This is a genomic window from Mesorhizobium sp. NPDC059054 (assembly GCF_042739215.1).
In the GTDB taxonomy this organism is placed as follows: domain Bacteria; phylum Pseudomonadota; class Alphaproteobacteria; order Rhizobiales; family Rhizobiaceae; genus Mesorhizobium.
This window is the reverse complement of sequence record NZ_JBHYHV010000002.1, coordinates 650,024-667,277: the sequence shown is the minus strand read 5'-3', so window position 1 is coordinate 667,277 and position 17,254 is coordinate 650,024. Positions and strand designations below refer to the sequence as shown.

General features: G+C 62.3%; 15 protein-coding genes. 7 read left to right on the top strand and 8 right to left on the bottom strand.

Annotated elements, in window-relative coordinates; all coding sequences use genetic code 11:
• The first annotated feature begins 158 nt into the window (after window positions 1–158).
• The 4 genes from ACFWXH_RS10950 to ACFWXH_RS10935 are packed head-to-tail and all read left to right on the top strand — an operon-like array spanning window position 159 to window position 6,928.
• Window positions 159–2,612 (top strand): FAD-dependent oxidoreductase, encoded by a 2,454-nt coding sequence (locus tag ACFWXH_RS10950; RefSeq protein WP_379120081.1) that lies wholly within the window; start codon window positions 159–161, stop codon window positions 2,610–2,612.
• Window positions 2,612–3,304, top strand: coding sequence for an HAD-IA family hydrolase (locus tag ACFWXH_RS10945; protein ID WP_379120079.1), 693 nt, complete (start codon window positions 2,612–2,614; stop codon window positions 3,302–3,304). Before ACFWXH_RS10950 ends, ACFWXH_RS10945 begins: the two co-directional genes overlap by 1 nt.
• 1 nt (window position 3,305) lies before the next feature.
• Window positions 3,306–4,487, top strand: a complete 1,182-nt coding sequence (locus ACFWXH_RS10940; protein WP_379120077.1) for a pyridoxal phosphate-dependent aminotransferase — start codon at window positions 3,306–3,308, stop codon at window positions 4,485–4,487.
• Window positions 4,484–6,928: an FAD-dependent oxidoreductase gene (locus tag ACFWXH_RS10935; RefSeq protein ID WP_379120075.1), complete on the top strand. Its 2,445-nt coding sequence runs from the start codon at window positions 4,484–4,486 to the stop codon at window positions 6,926–6,928. Before ACFWXH_RS10940 ends, ACFWXH_RS10935 begins: the two co-directional genes overlap by 4 nt.
• Before the next feature lie 108 nt (window positions 6,929–7,036).
• Here ACFWXH_RS10935 and ACFWXH_RS10930 read toward each other — a convergent pair whose 3' ends face one another.
• The 6 genes from ACFWXH_RS10930 to ACFWXH_RS10905 form a co-directional block, all read right to left on the bottom strand.
• Window positions 7,037–7,621 carry an NAD(P)H-dependent oxidoreductase gene (locus tag ACFWXH_RS10930; RefSeq protein WP_379120073.1) on the bottom strand — a complete coding sequence of 195 codons (585 nt, stop codon included), beginning with the start codon at window positions 7,619–7,621 and terminating at the stop codon, window positions 7,037–7,039.
• Between the two features lie 2 nt (window positions 7,622–7,623).
• Window positions 7,624–9,027 (bottom strand): FAD-binding oxidoreductase, encoded by a 1,404-nt coding sequence (locus tag ACFWXH_RS10925; RefSeq protein WP_379120907.1) that lies wholly within the window; start codon window positions 9,025–9,027, stop codon window positions 7,624–7,626.
• On the bottom strand, window positions 9,027–10,343 hold the full coding sequence (locus ACFWXH_RS10920; protein ID WP_379120071.1) for a cytosine deaminase: 1,317 nt from the start codon (window positions 10,341–10,343) through the stop codon (window positions 9,027–9,029). The genes ACFWXH_RS10925 and ACFWXH_RS10920 overlap by 1 nt, the downstream gene beginning before the upstream one ends.
• A gap of 79 nt (window positions 10,344–10,422) precedes the next feature.
• A complete protein-coding gene (locus ACFWXH_RS10915) occupies window positions 10,423–11,274 on the bottom strand; it encodes an ABC transporter permease (protein WP_379120069.1) in 852 nt (283 codons plus the stop codon).
• The gene (locus ACFWXH_RS10910) at window positions 11,271–12,083 is read right to left on the bottom strand and encodes an ABC transporter ATP-binding protein (protein ID WP_379120067.1); all 813 of its coding nucleotides are present in this window, start codon (window positions 12,081–12,083) and stop codon (window positions 11,271–11,273) included. Before ACFWXH_RS10910 ends, ACFWXH_RS10915 begins: the two co-directional genes overlap by 4 nt.
• 95 nt (window positions 12,084–12,178) lie before the next feature.
• Complete coding sequence (locus tag ACFWXH_RS10905; RefSeq protein WP_379120906.1) at window positions 12,179–13,129, bottom strand: ABC transporter substrate-binding protein; 951 nt, start codon at window positions 13,127–13,129, stop codon at window positions 12,179–12,181.
• 323 nt (window positions 13,130–13,452) lie between these two features.
• Here ACFWXH_RS10905 and ACFWXH_RS10900 point away from each other — a divergent pair, with 323 nt between their 5' ends.
• Window positions 13,453–13,836, top strand: a complete 384-nt coding sequence (locus ACFWXH_RS10900) for a RidA family protein (RefSeq protein ID WP_054308067.1) — start codon at window positions 13,453–13,455, stop codon at window positions 13,834–13,836.
• Window positions 13,837–13,901: 65 nt separating this feature from the next.
• Window positions 13,902–14,702 carry a creatininase family protein gene (locus ACFWXH_RS10895; RefSeq protein ID WP_379120065.1) on the top strand — a complete coding sequence of 267 codons (801 nt, stop codon included), beginning with the start codon at window positions 13,902–13,904 and terminating at the stop codon, window positions 14,700–14,702.
• Between the two features lie 11 nt (window positions 14,703–14,713).
• Here ACFWXH_RS10895 and ACFWXH_RS10890 read toward each other — a convergent pair whose 3' ends face one another.
• Together ACFWXH_RS10890 and cobD are read right to left on the bottom strand one after the other, a co-directional pair.
• Window positions 14,714–15,220, bottom strand: coding sequence for a tyrosine phosphatase family protein (locus ACFWXH_RS10890; RefSeq protein WP_379120063.1), 507 nt, complete (start codon window positions 15,218–15,220; stop codon window positions 14,714–14,716).
• Complete coding sequence (gene cobD / locus ACFWXH_RS10885) at window positions 15,217–16,272, bottom strand: threonine-phosphate decarboxylase CobD (protein WP_379120061.1); 1,056 nt, start codon at window positions 16,270–16,272, stop codon at window positions 15,217–15,219. Before cobD ends, ACFWXH_RS10890 begins: the two co-directional genes overlap by 4 nt.
• On the opposite strand from cobD, the gene cbiB reads away from it, so the two are divergent.
• A complete protein-coding gene (gene cbiB / locus ACFWXH_RS10880) occupies window positions 16,271–17,233 on the top strand; it encodes an adenosylcobinamide-phosphate synthase CbiB (protein WP_379120059.1) in 963 nt (320 codons plus the stop codon). The two genes, cobD and cbiB, sit on opposite strands and share 2 nt — an antisense overlap.
• The last annotated feature ends 21 nt before the right edge of the window (window positions 17,234–17,254 follow it).

The following is a 17,254-nucleotide window of genomic DNA, read 5'->3' as shown; positions in this document are numbered from 1 at the left end:
ATAGAGCGGAATTCCGATCCATCGATCACTTTCCACTCTAGAGCAATTCCAGGAAAAGTGCGTAGCGGTTTTCCGTCCGGAATTGCGTAAAACAAAGGGTTAGAGCGTTTCCGCGTTTCCGTAAAAACGGAAACGCCCCAGGAAATCGGGAGGACAGAATGGCCGGAATTCCGACGACGGCGCGTGTGGTCATCATCGGCGGCGGCGCGGTGGGCGTATCGGCCCTCTATCATCTCGCCAAGGCGGGCTGGACCGATTGCGTTCTGCTCGAAAAGAACGAACTGACCTCCGGCTCGACCTGGCACGCGGCTGGCAACGTGCCGACCTTTTCGTCCTCCTGGTCGCTGATGAACATGCAGCGCTATTCGACCGAGCTCTACCGGGGGCTGGCGGCAGAAGTCGACTATCCGATGAACTACCACGTCACCGGCTCGATCCGGCTGGCGCACAGCCAGGAGCGCATGCAGGAATTCCAGCGCGCCAAGGGCATGGGCCGCTATCAAGGCATGGCGATCGAAGTCATCGGCACCGACGAGGTCAAGGCACGCTACCCTTTCATCGAGACACATGAATTGCAGGGCGCACTCTACGACCCGAATGACGGCGACATCGACCCGGCCCAGCTCACCCAGGCACTCGCGAAGGGCGCACGCGACAAGGGCGCCAAGATCATTCGCTTCTGCCCGGTTATCGCCGTGCGGCGCGAGCGCAGCGAATGGGTGGTGGTGACCGAGAAAGGCGAAATCCGCTGCGAATACGTCGTCAACGCCGCAGGCTATCGTGCCGCCGAAGTGGGCAGGATGTTCGGCCGTGAAGTGCCAATGATGGTGATGAGCCATCAATACATTCTCTTTGACGAAATCCCCGAACTTGCTGCCTGGTCGAAGGAAGCCGGCCGCAAGTTGCCGCTGCTGCGCGACGTCGATTCCTCCTACTACCTGCGCCAGGAAAAGAACGGCATGAATCTCGGCCCCTATGAGCGCAACTGCCATGCGCACTGGGCCACCTCAGGCGACCCGATGCCGGCCGACTTCTCGTTCCAGCTCTTCCCGGACGATCTCGAGCGGCTGGAATGGTACCTGAACGATGCCATCGAACGGGTCCCGATCCTCGGCACCGCCGGCCTTTCCAAGGTCATCAACGGCCCCATCCCTTACGCACCGGACGGCAACCCGCTGCTTGGGCCGATGCCCGGCGTGCCCAACGCTTTTGAGGCCTGTGTCTTCACATTCGGCATCGCCCAGGCCGGCGGCGCCGGCAAGGTGCTTGCCGAATGGGTGACGGAAGGCCAGACCGAATGGGACATGTGGTCATGCGATCCACGCCGCTTCACGGCGTTCGGATCGGCTCAGGACTATGCCGTCGCCAAGGGTATGGAAGTCTATGGCCACGAATACGCCATCCATTTCCCACGCCACGCCTGGCCGGCGGCACGCGACCGCAAGCTTTCGCCGCTGCATGAACGCCTGAAGGCCATGGGAGCACAGTTCGGCGCCTATAATGGCTGGGAACGTGCAACCTGGTACGCCAAGCCGGGCGACGACATTTCGGAGCAATCGACGCAGACCTTCGCCCGCTCAGGGCCGTGGGAGCCACGCATTCGCGAGGAATGCCTGGCCGTGCGCGATGCCGCCGGCATTCTCGACCTGCCTGGCTTCAGCCGTTTCCGCCTGAAAGGTCCCGGCGCCCGCGCGTGGCTCTCCACCCTGACAACCGGTGTGGTGCCGAAGCCCGGCCGCATCGGCCTCGGTTATTTCGCCGACGACGAGGGTCGTATCGTCACCGAGATGTCGATCATGGCCTTGGAGGAGGACTTCTTTTTCCTGATCACCGCCGCGGTGGCACAGTTGCATGACTTCGAGTGGCTTTCGAAGCAACTCCCCCAGGGCACGGAAATCACGCTGCAGGATATGACCGAGAGTTTCTCCTGCCAGATTCTGTCCGGACCGAATTCACGGGCCATACTGGCCGATGTGACGGACGCTGATCTGACCTTGCCCTGGCTCTCGCATCAATCCTGCCAGATTGCCGGCTGCTGGCTGCAATTGGTGCGCGTCTCCTTTGCCGGCGAACTCGGCTGGGAATTGCACACCAAGGTTGAGGATACTGCCGCCGTCTTCGACGCCGTCTGGACTGCCGGGCAGAAGCACGGCCTGAAACCCTTCGGCATGTTCGCCCTCGACAGCCTGCGTCTCGAAAAAGGCTACCGTGCCTGGAAGGGCGATCTCTCGACCGACTACACTATCTTGCAGGGTGGGCTGGAACGCTTTGTGAAATGGGACAAACCGGATTTCCGCGGCAAGGCGGCGCTGCTGAACGAGAAGCAGCAAGGCGTGCAGAAACGGTTTGCGACGCTGGTCGTACAGGCCCCAGGGGAATGCGACGCGCCCTACATGTCCACACTTTGGCATGACGGTACGATCGTTGGCGAAACGACGTCGGGAGGCTGGGGTTACAGGGTGGACAAATCCATTGCGCTCGGCATGGTGCGCGCCGATCTGGCCGTGCCGGGCACCGAAATCGAAGTCGAGATTTTCGGCGAACGCTTCAAGGCGACGGTCCAGGAAGACAAACCCTTGTGGGACCCCGAAAATCAAAGGCTGCGCGCATAATGACCCTTCCCTTCCCCGACCACACCTTCGGCGCGTTCCTGTTCGACATGGACGGCACCATCCTGAGCTCGATCGCGGCTGCCGAGCGGGTGTGGGCGGCGTGGGCGCAGAAGCACGGTCTTGACGTGGAGACGTTCCTGCCGACCATCCATGGCGTGCGGGCTGTGGAGACCATCCGCCGGCTGAATTTGCCCGGCATCGACGTCATGGCGGAAGTCGAAGCACTGACCCAGGCCGAATTCGAGGACGTCGAAGGCATCGAAGCCATCGCCGGCGCGGCTGCATTCCTCAATGCGCTGCCATCGCAGCATTGGGCGATCGTCACCTCATCACCGCGTCGGCTGGCGATCCGCCGGCTGGAAGCCACCGGCCTGCCGGTGCCGCCGGTGATGATCACGGGAGAAGACGTGGCCAATGGCAAGCCGGCGCCAGATTGCTTCCTGCTTGCCGCCGAACGGCTTGGCCAGAAGCCACAGGATTGCCTGGTTTTCGAGGACGCCCCGGCTGGCATCCAGGCCGCGGAGGCGGCAGGCACGAAAGTCGTTGTCGTGACAGCGACACACAAACATGCCGCCGAAACCCCGCATCCGACCATTGCCGGATATGGCTCGCTGATCCCTTTGCTTAATGGCGGAGGCAAGCTGGTACTTGCCAATTCCGGTCCGACGATCTCTGCGACTGCAGGAGCCTGACATGCCGAAACCTTCGTCCCGCATTTCCGGCATCACGCCTTCCGGCAAGGACGGCTGGGAGGTTCACTTCGCCGCATGGCAGCGCCTGGAAGCCGGCGAAGACATCATCATGCTCTCGGTCGGCGACCATGACTTCCATACGCCAGAGGAGACGGTGGAGGCCGGCGTTGCCGCGCTGCGCGCGGGTCATCACCATTACACCCAGTTGCCCGGCATCCCGGCATTGCGTGAGGCCATGGCGCGGATATCCACGCGATGCACCGGCGTGGAGACGAGCCCGGAGCAAATAATTGCCACGCCCGGCGGCCAGGCATCGCTTTATGCCGCCGTACAGGGCGTGCTCGACCCAGGCGACCACGCCATCGTCGTGGCGCCCTATTATGCCACCTACCCCGGCACATTCCGCGCCGCTGGCGCCGATTTCACCGTGGTCGAGACCCGCGCCACGGATGGCTTCCAGCCTGACCCAAAGGCGATCGAGGCAGCGGTACGGCCGAACACACGGGCCATGCTCATCAACACGCCCAACAATCCCACCGGCGCGGTTTATTCCAGGAAATCGCTGGAAGGCATCGCCGATATCTGCCGCCGACATGATCTGTGGCTGCTGAGCGACGAGGTCTATTGGACGCTGGGCGACAGCGAGCATCTTTCACCACGCGCCCTGCCCGGCATGGAAGAGCGCACGCTGGTTATCAACTCGATGTCGAAGAGCCACGGCATGACCGGCTGGCGCCTGGGTTGGCTGACCGGCCCGCAGGAACTGATCACGCTGCTGATCAGCCTCAACCTTGTCATCACCTACGGCCTGACCGATTTTGTCAGCCGCGCCGCCATCGAAGCGCTGAACAACGATTACGGCGTGGAACAGATCGCCGCGCTCTATACCGGACGGCGCAAACTCTTCCTCGATGCCGTGCACGGCATGAACAACGTGACCGTTCGCGGCTCCGAGGGCGGCATGTATGCCATGCTCGATATCAGCGCGGTCGAACCGGACGACGAGAAATTCGCCTGGGCTTTCCTCGACCGTGAGAATGTCGGTGTCATGCCGGGCTCCTCCTTCGGCGATGCCGCCGCCGGTCACATCCGCATCAGCCTGTGCCAGCCAGAACCCATCCTTCTCGAGGCGGCCGAAAGGCTGCGCCGCTTCGTTTCCACCTATCGACGCGAGGCCGCATGACCGCCCTGCCCTCCAAAGCCCGCGCCGTCATCATCGGCGGCGGCGTGTCCGGCTGCTCGGTGGCCTACCATCTGGCCAAGCTCGGCTGGACCGATATCGTGCTTCTGGAACGAAAGCAGCTGACGTCGGGCACCACATGGCATGCTGCCGGCCTGATCGGCCAGTTGCGCGCTTCGCAGAACATGACACGGCTGGCGAAGTACTCCGCTGACCTCTACGTCAAGCTTGAGGAAGAAACCGACGTCGGCACCGGCATGCGCCAGGTCGGCTCCATAACCGTCGCCCTGACCGAGGAACGCAAGCACGAAATCTACAGGCAGGCATCGCTTGCCCGCGCATTTGACGTCGACGTGCGCGAGATTTCTCCCAGCGAAGTCAAGGAGATGTATCCGCATCTCAACGTGTCCGACGTGGTGGGCGCGGTGCATCTGCCGCTCGACGGCCAGTGCGACCCAGCCAACATCGCCATGGCTTTGGCGAAAGGCGCACGCCAGCGTGGCGCCAGGATCATCGAGAACGTCAAGGTCACCAGGGTTCACACCAGAAACGGGCGTGTATCGGGCGTATCGTGGGCACAGGGAGAGGACCAGGGCACGATCGAGACCGATGTGGTCATCAATTGTGCCGGCATGTGGGCCCGCGAACTGGGTGCGCAGAACGGCGTCACCGTTCCGCTGCACGCTTGCGAGCACTTCTATCTCGTCACCGAACCGATCTCCGGGCTTACGCGTCTGCCGGTGCTGCGCGTGCCAGACGAATGCGCCTACTACAAGGAGGATGCCGGCAAGATGATGCTCGGCGCCTTCGAACCCAATGCCAAGCCCTGGGGCATGGAGGGCATCCGCGAGGATTTCTGCTTCGACCAGTTGCCGGAGGATTTCGAGCATTTCGAGCCCATCCTCGAAATGGGGGTGAATCGCATGCCGATGCTGGGCACGGCCGGCATCCACACCTTCTTCAACGGCCCTGAAAGCTTCACGCCGGATGACCGCTATTATCTCGGCGAAGCGCCGGAACTCGGCGGTTATTGGGTCGCAGCCGGCTATAATTCCATCGGTATCGTTTCCTCAGGCGGCGCAGGCATGGCGCTGGCGCAGTGGATCAACGATGGCGAGGCGCCGTTCGATCTCTGGGAAGTCGACATCCGCCGCGCCCAGCCGTTCCAGAAGAACCGCGCCTATCTGAAGGAGCGCGTCTCCGAAACGCTTGGCCTGCTTTATGCCGATCACTTCCCCTACCGCCAGGTCGTGACGTCCCGCGGTGTGCGTCGTTCGCCCATCCACGAACATCTGAAGGCGCGCGGTGCGGTGTTTGGCGAAATCGCCGGCTGGGAACGCGCGAACTGGTTCGCCAGGGACGACCAGGAACGCGAATACCGCTATTCCTGGAAACGCCAGAACTGGTTCGACAACCAGCGCGAGGAACATCTGGCCGTGCGCAACAATGTCGGCCTGTTCGACATGACCTCCTTCGGCAAGATCAGGATCGAGGGCCGGGATGCGCTTGCCTTCCTGCAGCGGCTGTGCGCCAACGACCTCGACGTTGCGTCGGGCCGGATCGTCTACACGCAGATGCTCAATCGGCGCGGCGGCATCGAAAGCGACCTGACCGTCTCGCGCCTTTCCGAAACGGCCTTCTTTGCGGTTGTTCCAGGCGCCACACTGCAGCGCGATCTCGCCTGGATGCGCAGGCACGTGAATGACGAGTTTGTCGTCATCACGGACGTGACAGCCGCCGAATCCGTGCTCTGCCTCATGGGACCACGCTCACGTGACTTGATTCAAAAGGTGAGTCCAAACGATTTCTCGAACGAAACCAACCCGTTCGGTACATTTCAGGAAGTCGAGATCGGCATGGGTCTCGCCCGTGCCCATCGCGTTACCTATGTCGGCGAACTCGGTTGGGAACTTTATGTCCCAACCGACCAGACCGCACACGTCTTCGAAACGATCGAGGACGCCGGCAAAGACCTTGGCCTGAAACTCTGCGGCCTGCACACGCTGGATTCCTGCCGCATCGAAAAAGCCTTTCGCCATTTCGGCCATGACATCACCGACGAGGATCATGTGCTGGAAGCCGGCCTTGGCTTCGCGGTGAAAACAGCAAAGGGCGATTTCATCGGCCGCGACGCGGTGCTGGCAAAGAAGGATGCCGGGCTAGAGCGCCGCCTGGTGCAATTCCGCCTGACCGACCCGGAACCACTGCTGTTCCACAACGAAGCGATCGTGCGCGACGGCAAGATCGTCGGCACCGTTACATCAGGCAATTACGGCCATCATCTCGGCGGCGCCATCGGCATGGGCTATGTGCCGGCCGGCGGCGAGGGCGAAGCCGATATCCTCGGCTCCCGCTATGAGATCGAGATCGCCGGCGAACGCTTCGCCGCAGAAGCATCATTGAGGCCGATGTATGATCCGAAATCTGAGAGGGTGCGGATGTAGCATCTTCCTTCTCCCCGTTCACGGGGAGAAGGTGGTCCGAAGGACCGGATGAGGGGCAGAGCCTGCCTTGCAAGGTTCATGCCGCCCCTCACCTGCCTGCCGGCATCCTCAAAACGCCTTCAACTTCTGCCGTACCTGCCCGAGAAAAGCCGCCCGGCTTTGCGGCGTCGAGGCATCCATCAGATAATGCGCCAGGAACAAGGTCTTGCAGCGCTTGGCGCACAAGGCACGAATGCCACGCAGGATCGTCTTTCGGCCCGGATGGCCGACGACATGCGACCACCAGCGCGGCGCGCCGCAGGTCGTCACCACCGCGATCTTGTGGATGTGACCCATCAGCGGTGTGATCCGTCCGGCGGGATCGAGCGCAAACGCGACGTCCTTGGCCCAGACACGGTCCAGCCATCCCTTCAGCATTGCCGGCAGTCCGTACCACCAGGTCGGATAGACAAAAACGATCGCCTCCGCCCATTTCAGATGAGCGATGTGTTCCACCAGCGCCGGGTCGGCCGGCGCGCGTTCGTTGTATTCGCGCCGTTCGCCATCTCGCATCACCGGGTCGAAATTCTCGGCATAGAGATCAACCAGCCGTGCCTCGCAACCCTTGGCAGCGATAGCTTCGAGCGCGGCATCGCGCAGAGCCGCGCAGAAGCTTTCCGGTACAGGATGGCAATAGACGACCAGCACCCGCATGCTTAACCAGCCTTCGCCAAGCCTTTGAAAAGGAACGTCCTTCCAGAGCGGTAATCGTAGTCAGGATTTTCCCACGCGATCATCTTGCCGGGATTGAGCAGCCCTTGCGGGTCGGCCTCGCGCTTGAAGGCGAGCTGGACGGAATCCGTCTGCTTCATGCCACCCTCCTCCAGCGTATAGCGGTGCGGATTGAAGATCGGGCAGCCATTCTCCTCAAACAGCTGCACGATTTCGTCCAGCCGCTCTTCCGTGGTGAAGCGTACCAGGTTCAGACCGAAACAGGTGATGTTGCCGTCCAACCGCACGAACTCCAGATGCGAGAACACCTCGCCGGGAAACATCGCGTCGATCTTCTCAACCAAGGCCAGATGATTGGGAAACGGATAGAGCGATTGCAGGTAGGTGATCGACGGATCGACGCGCAGCGCCCGCAGCGTCGTGTGGTTCCACGCCAGTTCGAAGGCCGGCGGCAGGCCCTTCTTCTCCTCCTCACTCAACGTGGCAGCGTTGAAGATAACCTCACCGCCTTCGCGTCGCGTGAAGGCAAGGAATGCGTCGAGCGAATGCGGGGCGACCATGATCGCGCAGATACTTTGCCCCTCGCGCAGGAACTTCTGGTGCCTCTTGAAATAAAGTTGCGGAACCGGCGCGGCGATCGGCGTGATCAATTTGGTCAGCAGCCCATCCTGGCAGGCCAGTGCGTTGGCGTAACGCGCAGTGCCCATGAAGCTGTCGAAACCGATCAGCACGTCCACCCAGTCATAGGATGCCGTCAACGGCATCTCGACTTCAGTGATGATGCCATTGGTGCCATAGGCATGGGTGACCTTGTGCAGATCCTCGCCGGTCAATTCCAGTATCCTTGGCTCGGCCTCCATGGTTACGACGCGTAGCCGGACGATGTTGCCGAAGTCACGCAGACCGCCAAAATTGATCGAGCCGACACCACCAGAGCCGCCAGCGATGAACCCACCGATGGAAGCCGTATTGTAGGTGGAAGGGTGCAGGCGCAGTTCCTGCGCAGAATGTGCACGCGTCGCGCGATCGATATCGGCGATGATCGCACCCGGCTGGCACACCACACGGCCGGGAGAAATCGCGACGATTTCGTTCATTTCAGCCAGATTGAGCACCACGCCGCCGGAAAGCGGCATCGCCTGCCCGTAATTGCCGGTGCCCGTGCCGCGCGGCGTCACCGGCACACGATGCGAAAAGCAGGCCGCGAGTATGCGCACCACTTCCGCCTCGGATTTCGGCGATATGACGAGATCGCCGGTGACATGTTCGAGCTGGCGCTTGAGCACAGGGCTGTACCAGTAGAAGTCGCGGCTCTTCTGCTGGACGATCTTTTCGTTATCCTCGACCTTGAGCCCCTCGAGGTCTCGTTTCAGCGCCGCGATATCCATCATGCCCCCATCAGATCATCGAGCTCGGCATAGTCCGGCAGGCTGGTGTCGATCGGCTTGCCGTCGCGGATGACAATGCGATCGGCTTCCGGGCGCGACAACAGCTCGGTCCAGTTCCGCCCTTTGAAAACAACCAGATCTGCCGGTCCGCCTGGCTGCAACACACCCGTATTGTCGAGTTGCATCGTCTTGGCCGGCGTCTGCGCGACCGCGCGTGGCCAATCGCCGACCGGGTGGTCGAGATGCAGGATACGCGTCGCCATGCGGTAGACTTCGAGCATGTCGAGATCGCCATAGGCGTAGAATGGATCACGCGTGTTGTCGGAAGCCACCGCGACCGGAATACCGCGTGCCTTCATTTCATGTAGCAGTGTCACGCCGCGCCAGCGCGGCGTGGTTTGGTCATGCCGGCGATCCTGCAGGTAGAGATTGCACATCGGCAACGACACGACGGCGATTTCTGCCCGCGCCACCTTGTCCAAAGTATCGAGCACCTCGCCGTCAGGCTGACGCGCCAGGGAACAACAATGGCCGACGAGGATCTTGCGTTCAAAACGATGACGCAACGCCGCTTCCGCTATTTTTTTCAGGGAGATCGCATCGATCGCGTCGGTCTCGTCGGCATGGAAATCAAGGTCGAGGCCATGTTCGATGGCAAGCGCGAACATCCGGTCGAGCAAGGCATCGAGATCGGGAACCATATAGGTGACTGCGCCGAGAACGCCCCTTGCCCCGGCCACGCGCCGCGCCAATCCTGCAAACCAGGCTTGGTCACGGGTTTCCTCGATACCGACGAGGCAAGCCGCCTGCAGGTCGATGCGCCCATGCCACTTTTCGCGGATGTCCTCGAATACCGGCCAGGAAATGGCGTCCTGGGGCGCCGCGCTGTCGAGATGTGTGCGGATGGCCTTGGTTCCATGCGCGAAAGCCGTGCGCAATGCAAAATCCATGCGCCGCGAAACGTCCTTTGCGCTCCAGCGCGCCGTCCGGTCAGCATGTGCCGCATACAATGCACCGGCAAACGAACCATCCGGATTGGGGCTACGCTGCCAGATATGACCCTTGTCGAGATGGGTGTGGCAGTCGACAAAACAGGGCAGGACGATGCGGCCCTTGAGGTCGAGCGCCCCTGAAGAAGCCGGCGTTCCCAAACGGTGAGGAGCAATGGAGACAATGCGACCGCCATTGATGGCGACATCGGCACTCACAAAGCCGTCTGCGTCGGCAAGGCCGTCGAACCCGACAGTCAGCGAGGCATGAAGGCGAGCATTTTCAAATGTATAGATTCCAGATGGCGGGATCGGCAGCTTGTTCAATACACCTCCGCGTCCGCCACGGCCCGGTCACTCGACGTGAACGGGATGCAGCCTCGGCAATTGTATGAAGCGTCCGCCATCATGCCTCCTGCTTCAGCGCGCTCTCGTGCCAGCGGCGCAGAATGAGATGCGACAGCAATGACAGTGCGAGAAAGATGACGATGCCGGTCAGTGAAATCAGAATGAGGGCAGCGAACAGCCGTGGCGCGTTCAGCCGATATCCCGCCTCGATGATGCGCGAAGCGAGACCCGAAGCCTGGCCGGACGTGCCGGCAACGAATTCAGCCACCACGGCACCGATCAGCGAGAGGCCGCCAGCGATCTTCAGCCCCCCGAGGAAATAGGGCATGGCCGCCGGCAGACGCAGGTGCCACAGCTCCTGCCAACGCGTGGCGCCGTTCAGCTGAAACAGATCGCGAAGATTGCGGTCGACCGAATTCAGCCCCAGCGTCGTGTTGGAGAGGATCGGAAAGAAGGCGACGATCCAGGCGCACAGCAAAAGCTTGGCGGTCTGGTTGTCGACATAGATGTTGATCAGCGGAAAGATCGCCACGATCGGCGTCACCTGCAGGATGACGGCGAAGGGAAAGAACGACATCTCCACCCATTTCGACTGGGCAAACAGCACAGCCAGCCCCACCCCGCCGAGAATGGCGAGCGCAAGGCTGAGGAACGTGATCTTGAGCGTGACCAGCAACGAAGAGAACAGCAGCGGCGCGTCGTCCTGCAAGGTCTGCACCACGACGCCTGGCCTCGGCAGGATGTATTTCGGAATGTCGTTCCATACGCAGATACGGTCCCAGAACCAGACCGCCAGTACCATGATGGCAAGCGGCAGCACCCAGGAGCCTATCTTCTCCAGCCGCTGCTGACGAACGCGCCGCGCCTCTTCAGGGTCGAGCACGACCGACCGGTTGTCGATGGCGGTCATGGCCGTGCCTCCACCTGGGCATCCATGGCCGCGCTCAGCTCGTCAGACGTCCGCCGGCACAGCTCCGCATAGGTTGATGACGTGCGGAACGCCTCGTCGCGCGGATAAGGCGCATCGACCGTCATGTCGCGGAACACACGTCCCGGCTTGGCCGCCATCACGACAATACGGCTGGACAGGAAGACGCTTTCGAACACGCTATGGGTGACGAAGACGGCGGTGAAACGTTCCTGTTGCCAGAGTTCCAGCAGGTCATTGTTGAGCTTGAAGCGCGTGATCTCGTCCAAGGCCGCAAACGGCTCGTCCATCAGCAGCACGCGCGGCTTGGTGACCATGGCGCGCGCGATGGAAACGCGCATCTTCATGCCGCCGGAAAGTTCCCTCGGCACCGCGTCGGCGAAGTTTTCCAGATGCACGCGCGCCAGCATCTCCATCACCGCCGGCGTGGCTTTGAGGCGCGACACACCGCGCAGGCGCAGCGGCAGCCAGACATTGTCGAACACACTTGCCCAGGGCAGAAGGGTCGGTTCCTGGAAAACGTAACCGACACAGTCGTCACCCAATGCTTTGCGCCACTCCAGTTGGCCGGAGGTCGGGGTGGAAAGCCTGGCGATCAACCTGAGCGCCGTTGACTTGCCGCAGCCCGAAGGACCGAGCAGGCTGACGAAATCGCCCTCGCGGACAGCAAGATTGACGTTGTCCAATGCGGTCACGCCATTGGAGAACACCTTGCCCACGCCCTTGAAGGAAAGCAGCGGTGCGGCTCCGCGCTGCCAGCTGTCGTCCCTGTCGGCCACCTTCTGCAACATCAGTGCCTTTCCGCGGATAAGCGCCCGTTTCCCCTTCTCCCCCTACGGGAGAAGGACGGGGCCTGCGCCTGCCACGCGATTTGCCGGGATACCACTCACTTCTTCAGATCGAGACCGACACCCTTGTTCACGAACTGCAGCGTGTAGCCCTTCTTGATGTCGATGCCGGCTGGCAGCACCTTTGCCTTGACCATCTTGTCGTAGAAGCTCTGCATGCGCTCATCCGTCATGGCGCCGATGCCGAGCTTTTCGGTGTCACCGGAATCGACGATGCCGTACTTCTTCATCATCTCGATGGAGAAGGCGATCTGTTCGTCGTTGATGTCAGGATTGTCCTTCTTGATCGCTTCGTTGGCGGCCTTGTTGTCGCCGTAGAGGTAATTGTACCAGCCCTTGGCCGAACCATCGACGAAGCACTGAACAACCTCGGGCCGCTTGTCGATCGTGGTCTGCATCGCCTCGATCGTGGTGGCGTAGGTGTTGAAGCCATTGTCGGCGAGCAGGAACAGATTGGGCTGGAAGCCACCCTCCTTGGCAACCGCATGCGGCTCGGAAGTCACATAACCCTGTTGGATCGACTTCTTGTTGGCAATGAAGGCAGCCGGGTTGAAGGTGTAAGGCACGCGCTTGGCTGCGTCGAAGCCGAATTCAGACACCATCCACAGGAAGAAGCTCTGCGCCCCCTCGTCACCGATGATGTATTGGTCGGCCTTGGGCAGGTCCTCCCACTTGTCCAGCCCCTCGCCCGGATGCGCCATGATGACCTGCGGTTCCTTCTGGAAGGTGGCCGCAACGACGCGCAAGGGAATGCCCTGATGCACGGCATCGAATGCCTGCAGCATGTTGCCGCCCATGTAGAAATCGATCTTGCCGGCCATCAGCAGCGGCCGTCCGCTGCCCTGCGGGCCACCCTGCTGGATGGTGACATCGAGGCCGCAGGCGGCATAGGAACCGTCGGCGACGGCCTGATAGTAGCCGCCATGCTCGGCCTGGGCGAGCCAGTTGGTCGCAAACGTCACCTTCTCGTTAGCCGTCGCGGCGGACATCCAACCGCCGAACAACACCGCGGCCGCCACAGTGGCCTTGGCCAAGATCTTCGTCATCGATTTCCTCTCCCCTTCGCTCACCCGGAGCACAGCATCACTATCGACCGACAAAGCAAAGGCCGTGCCACAACACCCGCCGCGCATTTCCGGAAGAACATTGCGATGAGTATTCCCTGCCCTGCAGCTTCGTTCGTCATCGTGCCCACTTTCCAGGCAGCTGTCCATGAGTAGTTCACGATCAAAGTAATGTTTGCACCGCGCAAGCAGTGCTTGAATCGCAACCTCAAGCGGGCCTAGTTTCGCTGCCTCGAATGGAGACCGCGATGTTCCGCTATCTGATGCCCAAATCGATCAAGCCGCCTTTCGCCCGCTATAGCCATGGCGTCGAAGTCCCTGCCGGCAAGCGGCTCATCCTGTGCGCCGGCCAGGTCGCAATCACCGCCGATGACAACATCCCCGAAGGGGTCGAGGAACAGACCGAGCTCTGCTTCAAGAACATCGCTGCCGTATTGGCTGAGGCCGGCCTCAGCCTGAAGGATGTCGTGCGCATCAACGCCTATGTCACCGATCGCGCTTATCTCAGGCCTTATATGGCCGTGCGCGACCGCACCTTTGCGGACCCGGCACCGGCGTCCACGCTGATGATCGTCGGCGGTTTCGCGCGACCGGAATTCAAGGTCGAGGTGGAGGTGATTGCGGCAGGGTGAGCAGCCCGCGCCCTTTCCTTGTGATAGACAAGCCCGAATGGGCTGCCCACAATCCGGAGACTGATGTGACGACGAAAAGACGCGTGTGGTGGGGCGATTTCCGCACCACGGAATATGCTTCCATAGACCCGGAAACGACGATCACGGTATTGCCGGTGGCGGCGATCGAGCAGCACGGCCCGCATCTGCCGGTGTCGACCGACACCAGCATCATGAACGGCATGCTGGAGACGGTGATCGAGCGCCTGCCTGCCGACCTCGACATCCGTATCCTGCCTGTGCAGGCCGTCGGCAAATCCAACGAACATGTGCATGCACCGGGAACGCTCACCTTGCCGCCCTCGACGCTGATCGAAGCCTGGACCGAACTGGGCCTTTCCATCGCGCGCGCCGGGTTGAAGAAACTCGTCGTCGTCAACTCGCACGGCGGCAATGAAGAGATCATGGGCATCGTCACGCGCGAACTGCGCGTGCGCGAAAAAATGCTAGCCGTGAAGACGAGCTGGCAGCGCTTCGGCCGCCCCGCCGGCATGTATACGGAACTCGAGGATCGCCACGGCATCCATGGCGGCGATGTCGAAACCTCGCTGATGCTGCATTTTCGCCCGGACCTGGTCGCCATGGACGAGGCTGAGAACTTCGTTTCCAACGTCGCCAAGGCAGAGAAGGCGTTTTCACTGCTGCGCCAGACCGGCACCCACGCCTATGCCTGGATCGCAAGTGATTTGAACCCCAACGGTGTGGTGGGCGATGCTTCGATTGCCACCGCCGAAAAGGGCCGATTGACCGCCGAGCATCAGGCCGACGGATTCATCGCACTGCTGAAGGACGTGCGTGAGGCGAAATTGAGCGATTGGGTTCTGTGAGGCCGAGCACTTCACTCGATCTCAAGCTCGAACGGCACGCCCTCGTAAGCATCGGCACCGCGACCGATCGAAGCAATGGCCGCGACCATGCGGCCATCGCGGCCGAGGATGTGGTCTGCCACCGCGACAAGGCGTGGATTGGGTGTGGCCGAAGGCGAAAGCCAACGCAATGTCTTCGCCAGCTCCATCTCGTCACGCTTGGGAGCGAGAGCAGCCGCGATGATGTAGGCCGAAGCCGTCGAACGGCTGATGCCAGCATAGCAATTGACCACCAGCGGTCGCGACCGGTCCCAGTCATGCGCGAAGCCAAGCAAAGCGCGCACATGCTCCTCGCCGGGCAAGGTCATGCCTTCCTGCGCCTCTGCGATATCGTGCATGACCAGATGCAGATGGTTCTCCGGCCGGATGGCAAAGGGGCGCACCATATCGGTGCCTGCCGCCAGCAAGGACAGCAGCCGCTCAGCACCGGCACGATCGACAGTGGCTTCGACCTTGGAGAGCGGACAGACGATGATCATGCGCGGATCCTGTTTTGGGAACCATCATCCTTCGCGGCCCAGCCTGCAAGAGCGGCGTCCAGCCGTTGCCACTCCTCTTCCGAACCAGGCAGACCGGAACGCAGCGTGCCGGGACGTTCCGCGAAATGGCGCAGCAGGATACCCTCCCGCCCGAGCGCGTTGAACAGGCCTGACGCGTTGCCGAAGTCCAGATAGCGGAACAATGAAGTGCCGCCAGCCACCGGCACGCCTCGGCCGGCAAACAATGCATCGAGCCGGGCGGCGTCCTTCGTCAATTGCCGCCGCATCGCCTCTTGCCACGCGATGTCGCCAAGCGCGCGGATGCCGTACTCCAGTGTCGGCCCCGCCACGGCCCAGGGGCCAAGCTGGCTGTTGAGCTGTGCGGCCGTCGCGCGCTCCGTCAGCGTGAAGCCGAGCCGCACGCCGGCAAGCCCGAAGAACTTGCCGAAGGAACGCAGGACCACCAACCCGCCATGCCCGGCGTCGGCAGCGAGACTCGCCTCGCGCGGGCCGACATCCATGAAGGCTTCGTCGACCACGAGCAGACCACCCTTTGCCTTCATGCGATCTGCAAGGTTAAGCAGCCGCTCGCGCGAAACGACGCGCCCGTCCGGATTGTTGGGATTGACCACGATGGCGAGGTCCGCCTCGGCCAGCGCATCGAAATCCGTCGTTTCGGAAACGACGTGGCCGGCAATGGCGGCTGCCCGGGCGTGTTCGGCATAGGTTGGCGACAGCACCAGCGCGCGGCCTGCCCTCACCAGCGAGGCGACCCGCGGCAAGAGTATCTGGGTGCCCGGCGCCGCGACCACGTTCCCGGCCGACTGCGCGCCATAGGCAGCCGCAGCAACCGCCAGCAATTCGGAAAGCCGTGCTGCTTCCGGCAGCCGGGTGAAGGCGGTGGCGGGCGGATCGAAAAGTGGATAGGAGTGCGGATTGATCCCGGTCGAGAGATCGACGAACGGTTCCGGTGCGTCAGGAAACAGTGCCCGCGCCCGGCCAAGACTTCCGCCGTGATCAACTGCCGCAATTGCCTCGCCTGGAAGCCGCATGTCCGCCCTGACCGCCTTTCTATCGCTGCTGATCGAAGCTCGGCTCGGCTATCCGGACCGGCTGTTTCGCGCCATCGGCCATCCGGTGACGTGGATCGGCGCCCTGATATCCTGTCTCGATCGCGGGCTCAACCGCGCCGCCGACAGCGACGCGGCGCGTCGCATGGCCGGCCTGTTTGCGCTGCTGGTCATCGTTGTCGTGCCCGCAACGATCGCTCGGCTCGCCGAATCGGCCCTGCTTGCCCTGCCGCTCGGCATTGTTGCCGTCGCACTGCTCGGAAGCTCGCTTCTGTCGCAGAAGAGCCTCGCCAGCCATGTCGAAGCAGTGGCTGACGCCCTCGACAGCGGCGGTCTCGTTGCCGGGCGTAAGGCGGTCTCGATGATCGTCGGCCGCGACCCGGAAAAACTCGATGAAGCCGCTGTCGGGCGTGCCGCCATCGAGAGCCTGGCCGAGAATTTCTCGGACGGCATCGTCGCCCCCGCCTTCTGGCTTGGCGTCGGCGGATTGGCCGGTGGTGCCGCCTACAAGGCCGCCAACACCGCCGATTCCATGATCGGCCACCGCACCGAGCGCCACGAGGCTTTCGGCTGGGCAGCGGCGCGCTTCGACGACCTCATCAATCTGCCCGCCTCGCGCCTGACCGGCCTGCTGATCGTCGCCGCCGCGTTTTTCGTCAAGGGCGCTGATCCGGCCGAGTCCTGGCGCGCCATGCGGCGCGACGCCCGTTTTCATCGCTCGCCCAATGCCGGCTGGCCGGAGGCCGCGATGGCCGGCGCTCTGGGCCTGGCGCTTGCCGGCCCACGTTCCTACGGCGGTGTCCTGGTGGAAGGCCGCTACATGGGAGAAGGCGGCCGCGTCGGCGTCACCAGCGCCGATATCCGCCAGGCGCTGAGGCTTTACTGGACCGCTGACATGCTGCTCATCGTACTGCTCGGCGCGATCGCGCTGATGATCTGGTAGCCTTTAGAGCGCCGCGCGTCC

Bases quoted from the DNA above. Each gene is read 5' to 3' on its own strand.
- cobD (WP_379120061.1), bottom strand. From the start codon at position 16,272: ATGCGGCTTCCAGGCGAGGCAATTGCGGCAGTTGATCACGGCGGAAGT.
- ACFWXH_RS10900 (WP_054308067.1), top strand. From the start codon at position 13,453: ATGTTCCGCTATCTGATGCCCAAATCGATCAAGCCGCCTTTCGCCCGC.
- ACFWXH_RS10905 (WP_379120906.1), bottom strand. From the start codon at position 13,129: ATGTCCGCCGCGACGGCTAACGAGAAGGTGACGTTTGCGACCAACTGG.
- ACFWXH_RS10925 (WP_379120907.1), bottom strand. From the start codon at position 9,027: ATGGATATCGCGGCGCTGAAACGAGACCTCGAGGGGCTCAAGGTCGAG.
- ACFWXH_RS10945 (WP_379120079.1), top strand. From the start codon at position 2,612: ATGACCCTTCCCTTCCCCGACCACACCTTCGGCGCGTTCCTGTTCGAC.
- ACFWXH_RS10940 (WP_379120077.1), top strand. From the start codon at position 3,306: ATGCCGAAACCTTCGTCCCGCATTTCCGGCATCACGCCTTCCGGCAAG.
- cbiB (WP_379120059.1), top strand. From the start codon at position 16,271: ATGTCCGCCCTGACCGCCTTTCTATCGCTGCTGATCGAAGCTCGGCTC.
- ACFWXH_RS10890 (WP_379120063.1), bottom strand. From the start codon at position 15,220: ATGATCATCGTCTGTCCGCTCTCCAAGGTCGAAGCCACTGTCGATCGT.
- ACFWXH_RS10950 (WP_379120081.1), top strand. From the start codon at position 159: ATGGCCGGAATTCCGACGACGGCGCGTGTGGTCATCATCGGCGGCGGC.
- ACFWXH_RS10915 (WP_379120069.1), bottom strand. From the start codon at position 11,274: ATGACCGCCATCGACAACCGGTCGGTCGTGCTCGACCCTGAAGAGGCG.
- ACFWXH_RS10935 (WP_379120075.1), top strand. From the start codon at position 4,484: ATGACCGCCCTGCCCTCCAAAGCCCGCGCCGTCATCATCGGCGGCGGC.
- ACFWXH_RS10930 (WP_379120073.1), bottom strand. From the start codon at position 7,621: ATGCGGGTGCTGGTCGTCTATTGCCATCCTGTACCGGAAAGCTTCTGC.
- ACFWXH_RS10910 (WP_379120067.1), bottom strand. From the start codon at position 12,083: ATGTTGCAGAAGGTGGCCGACAGGGACGACAGCTGGCAGCGCGGAGCC.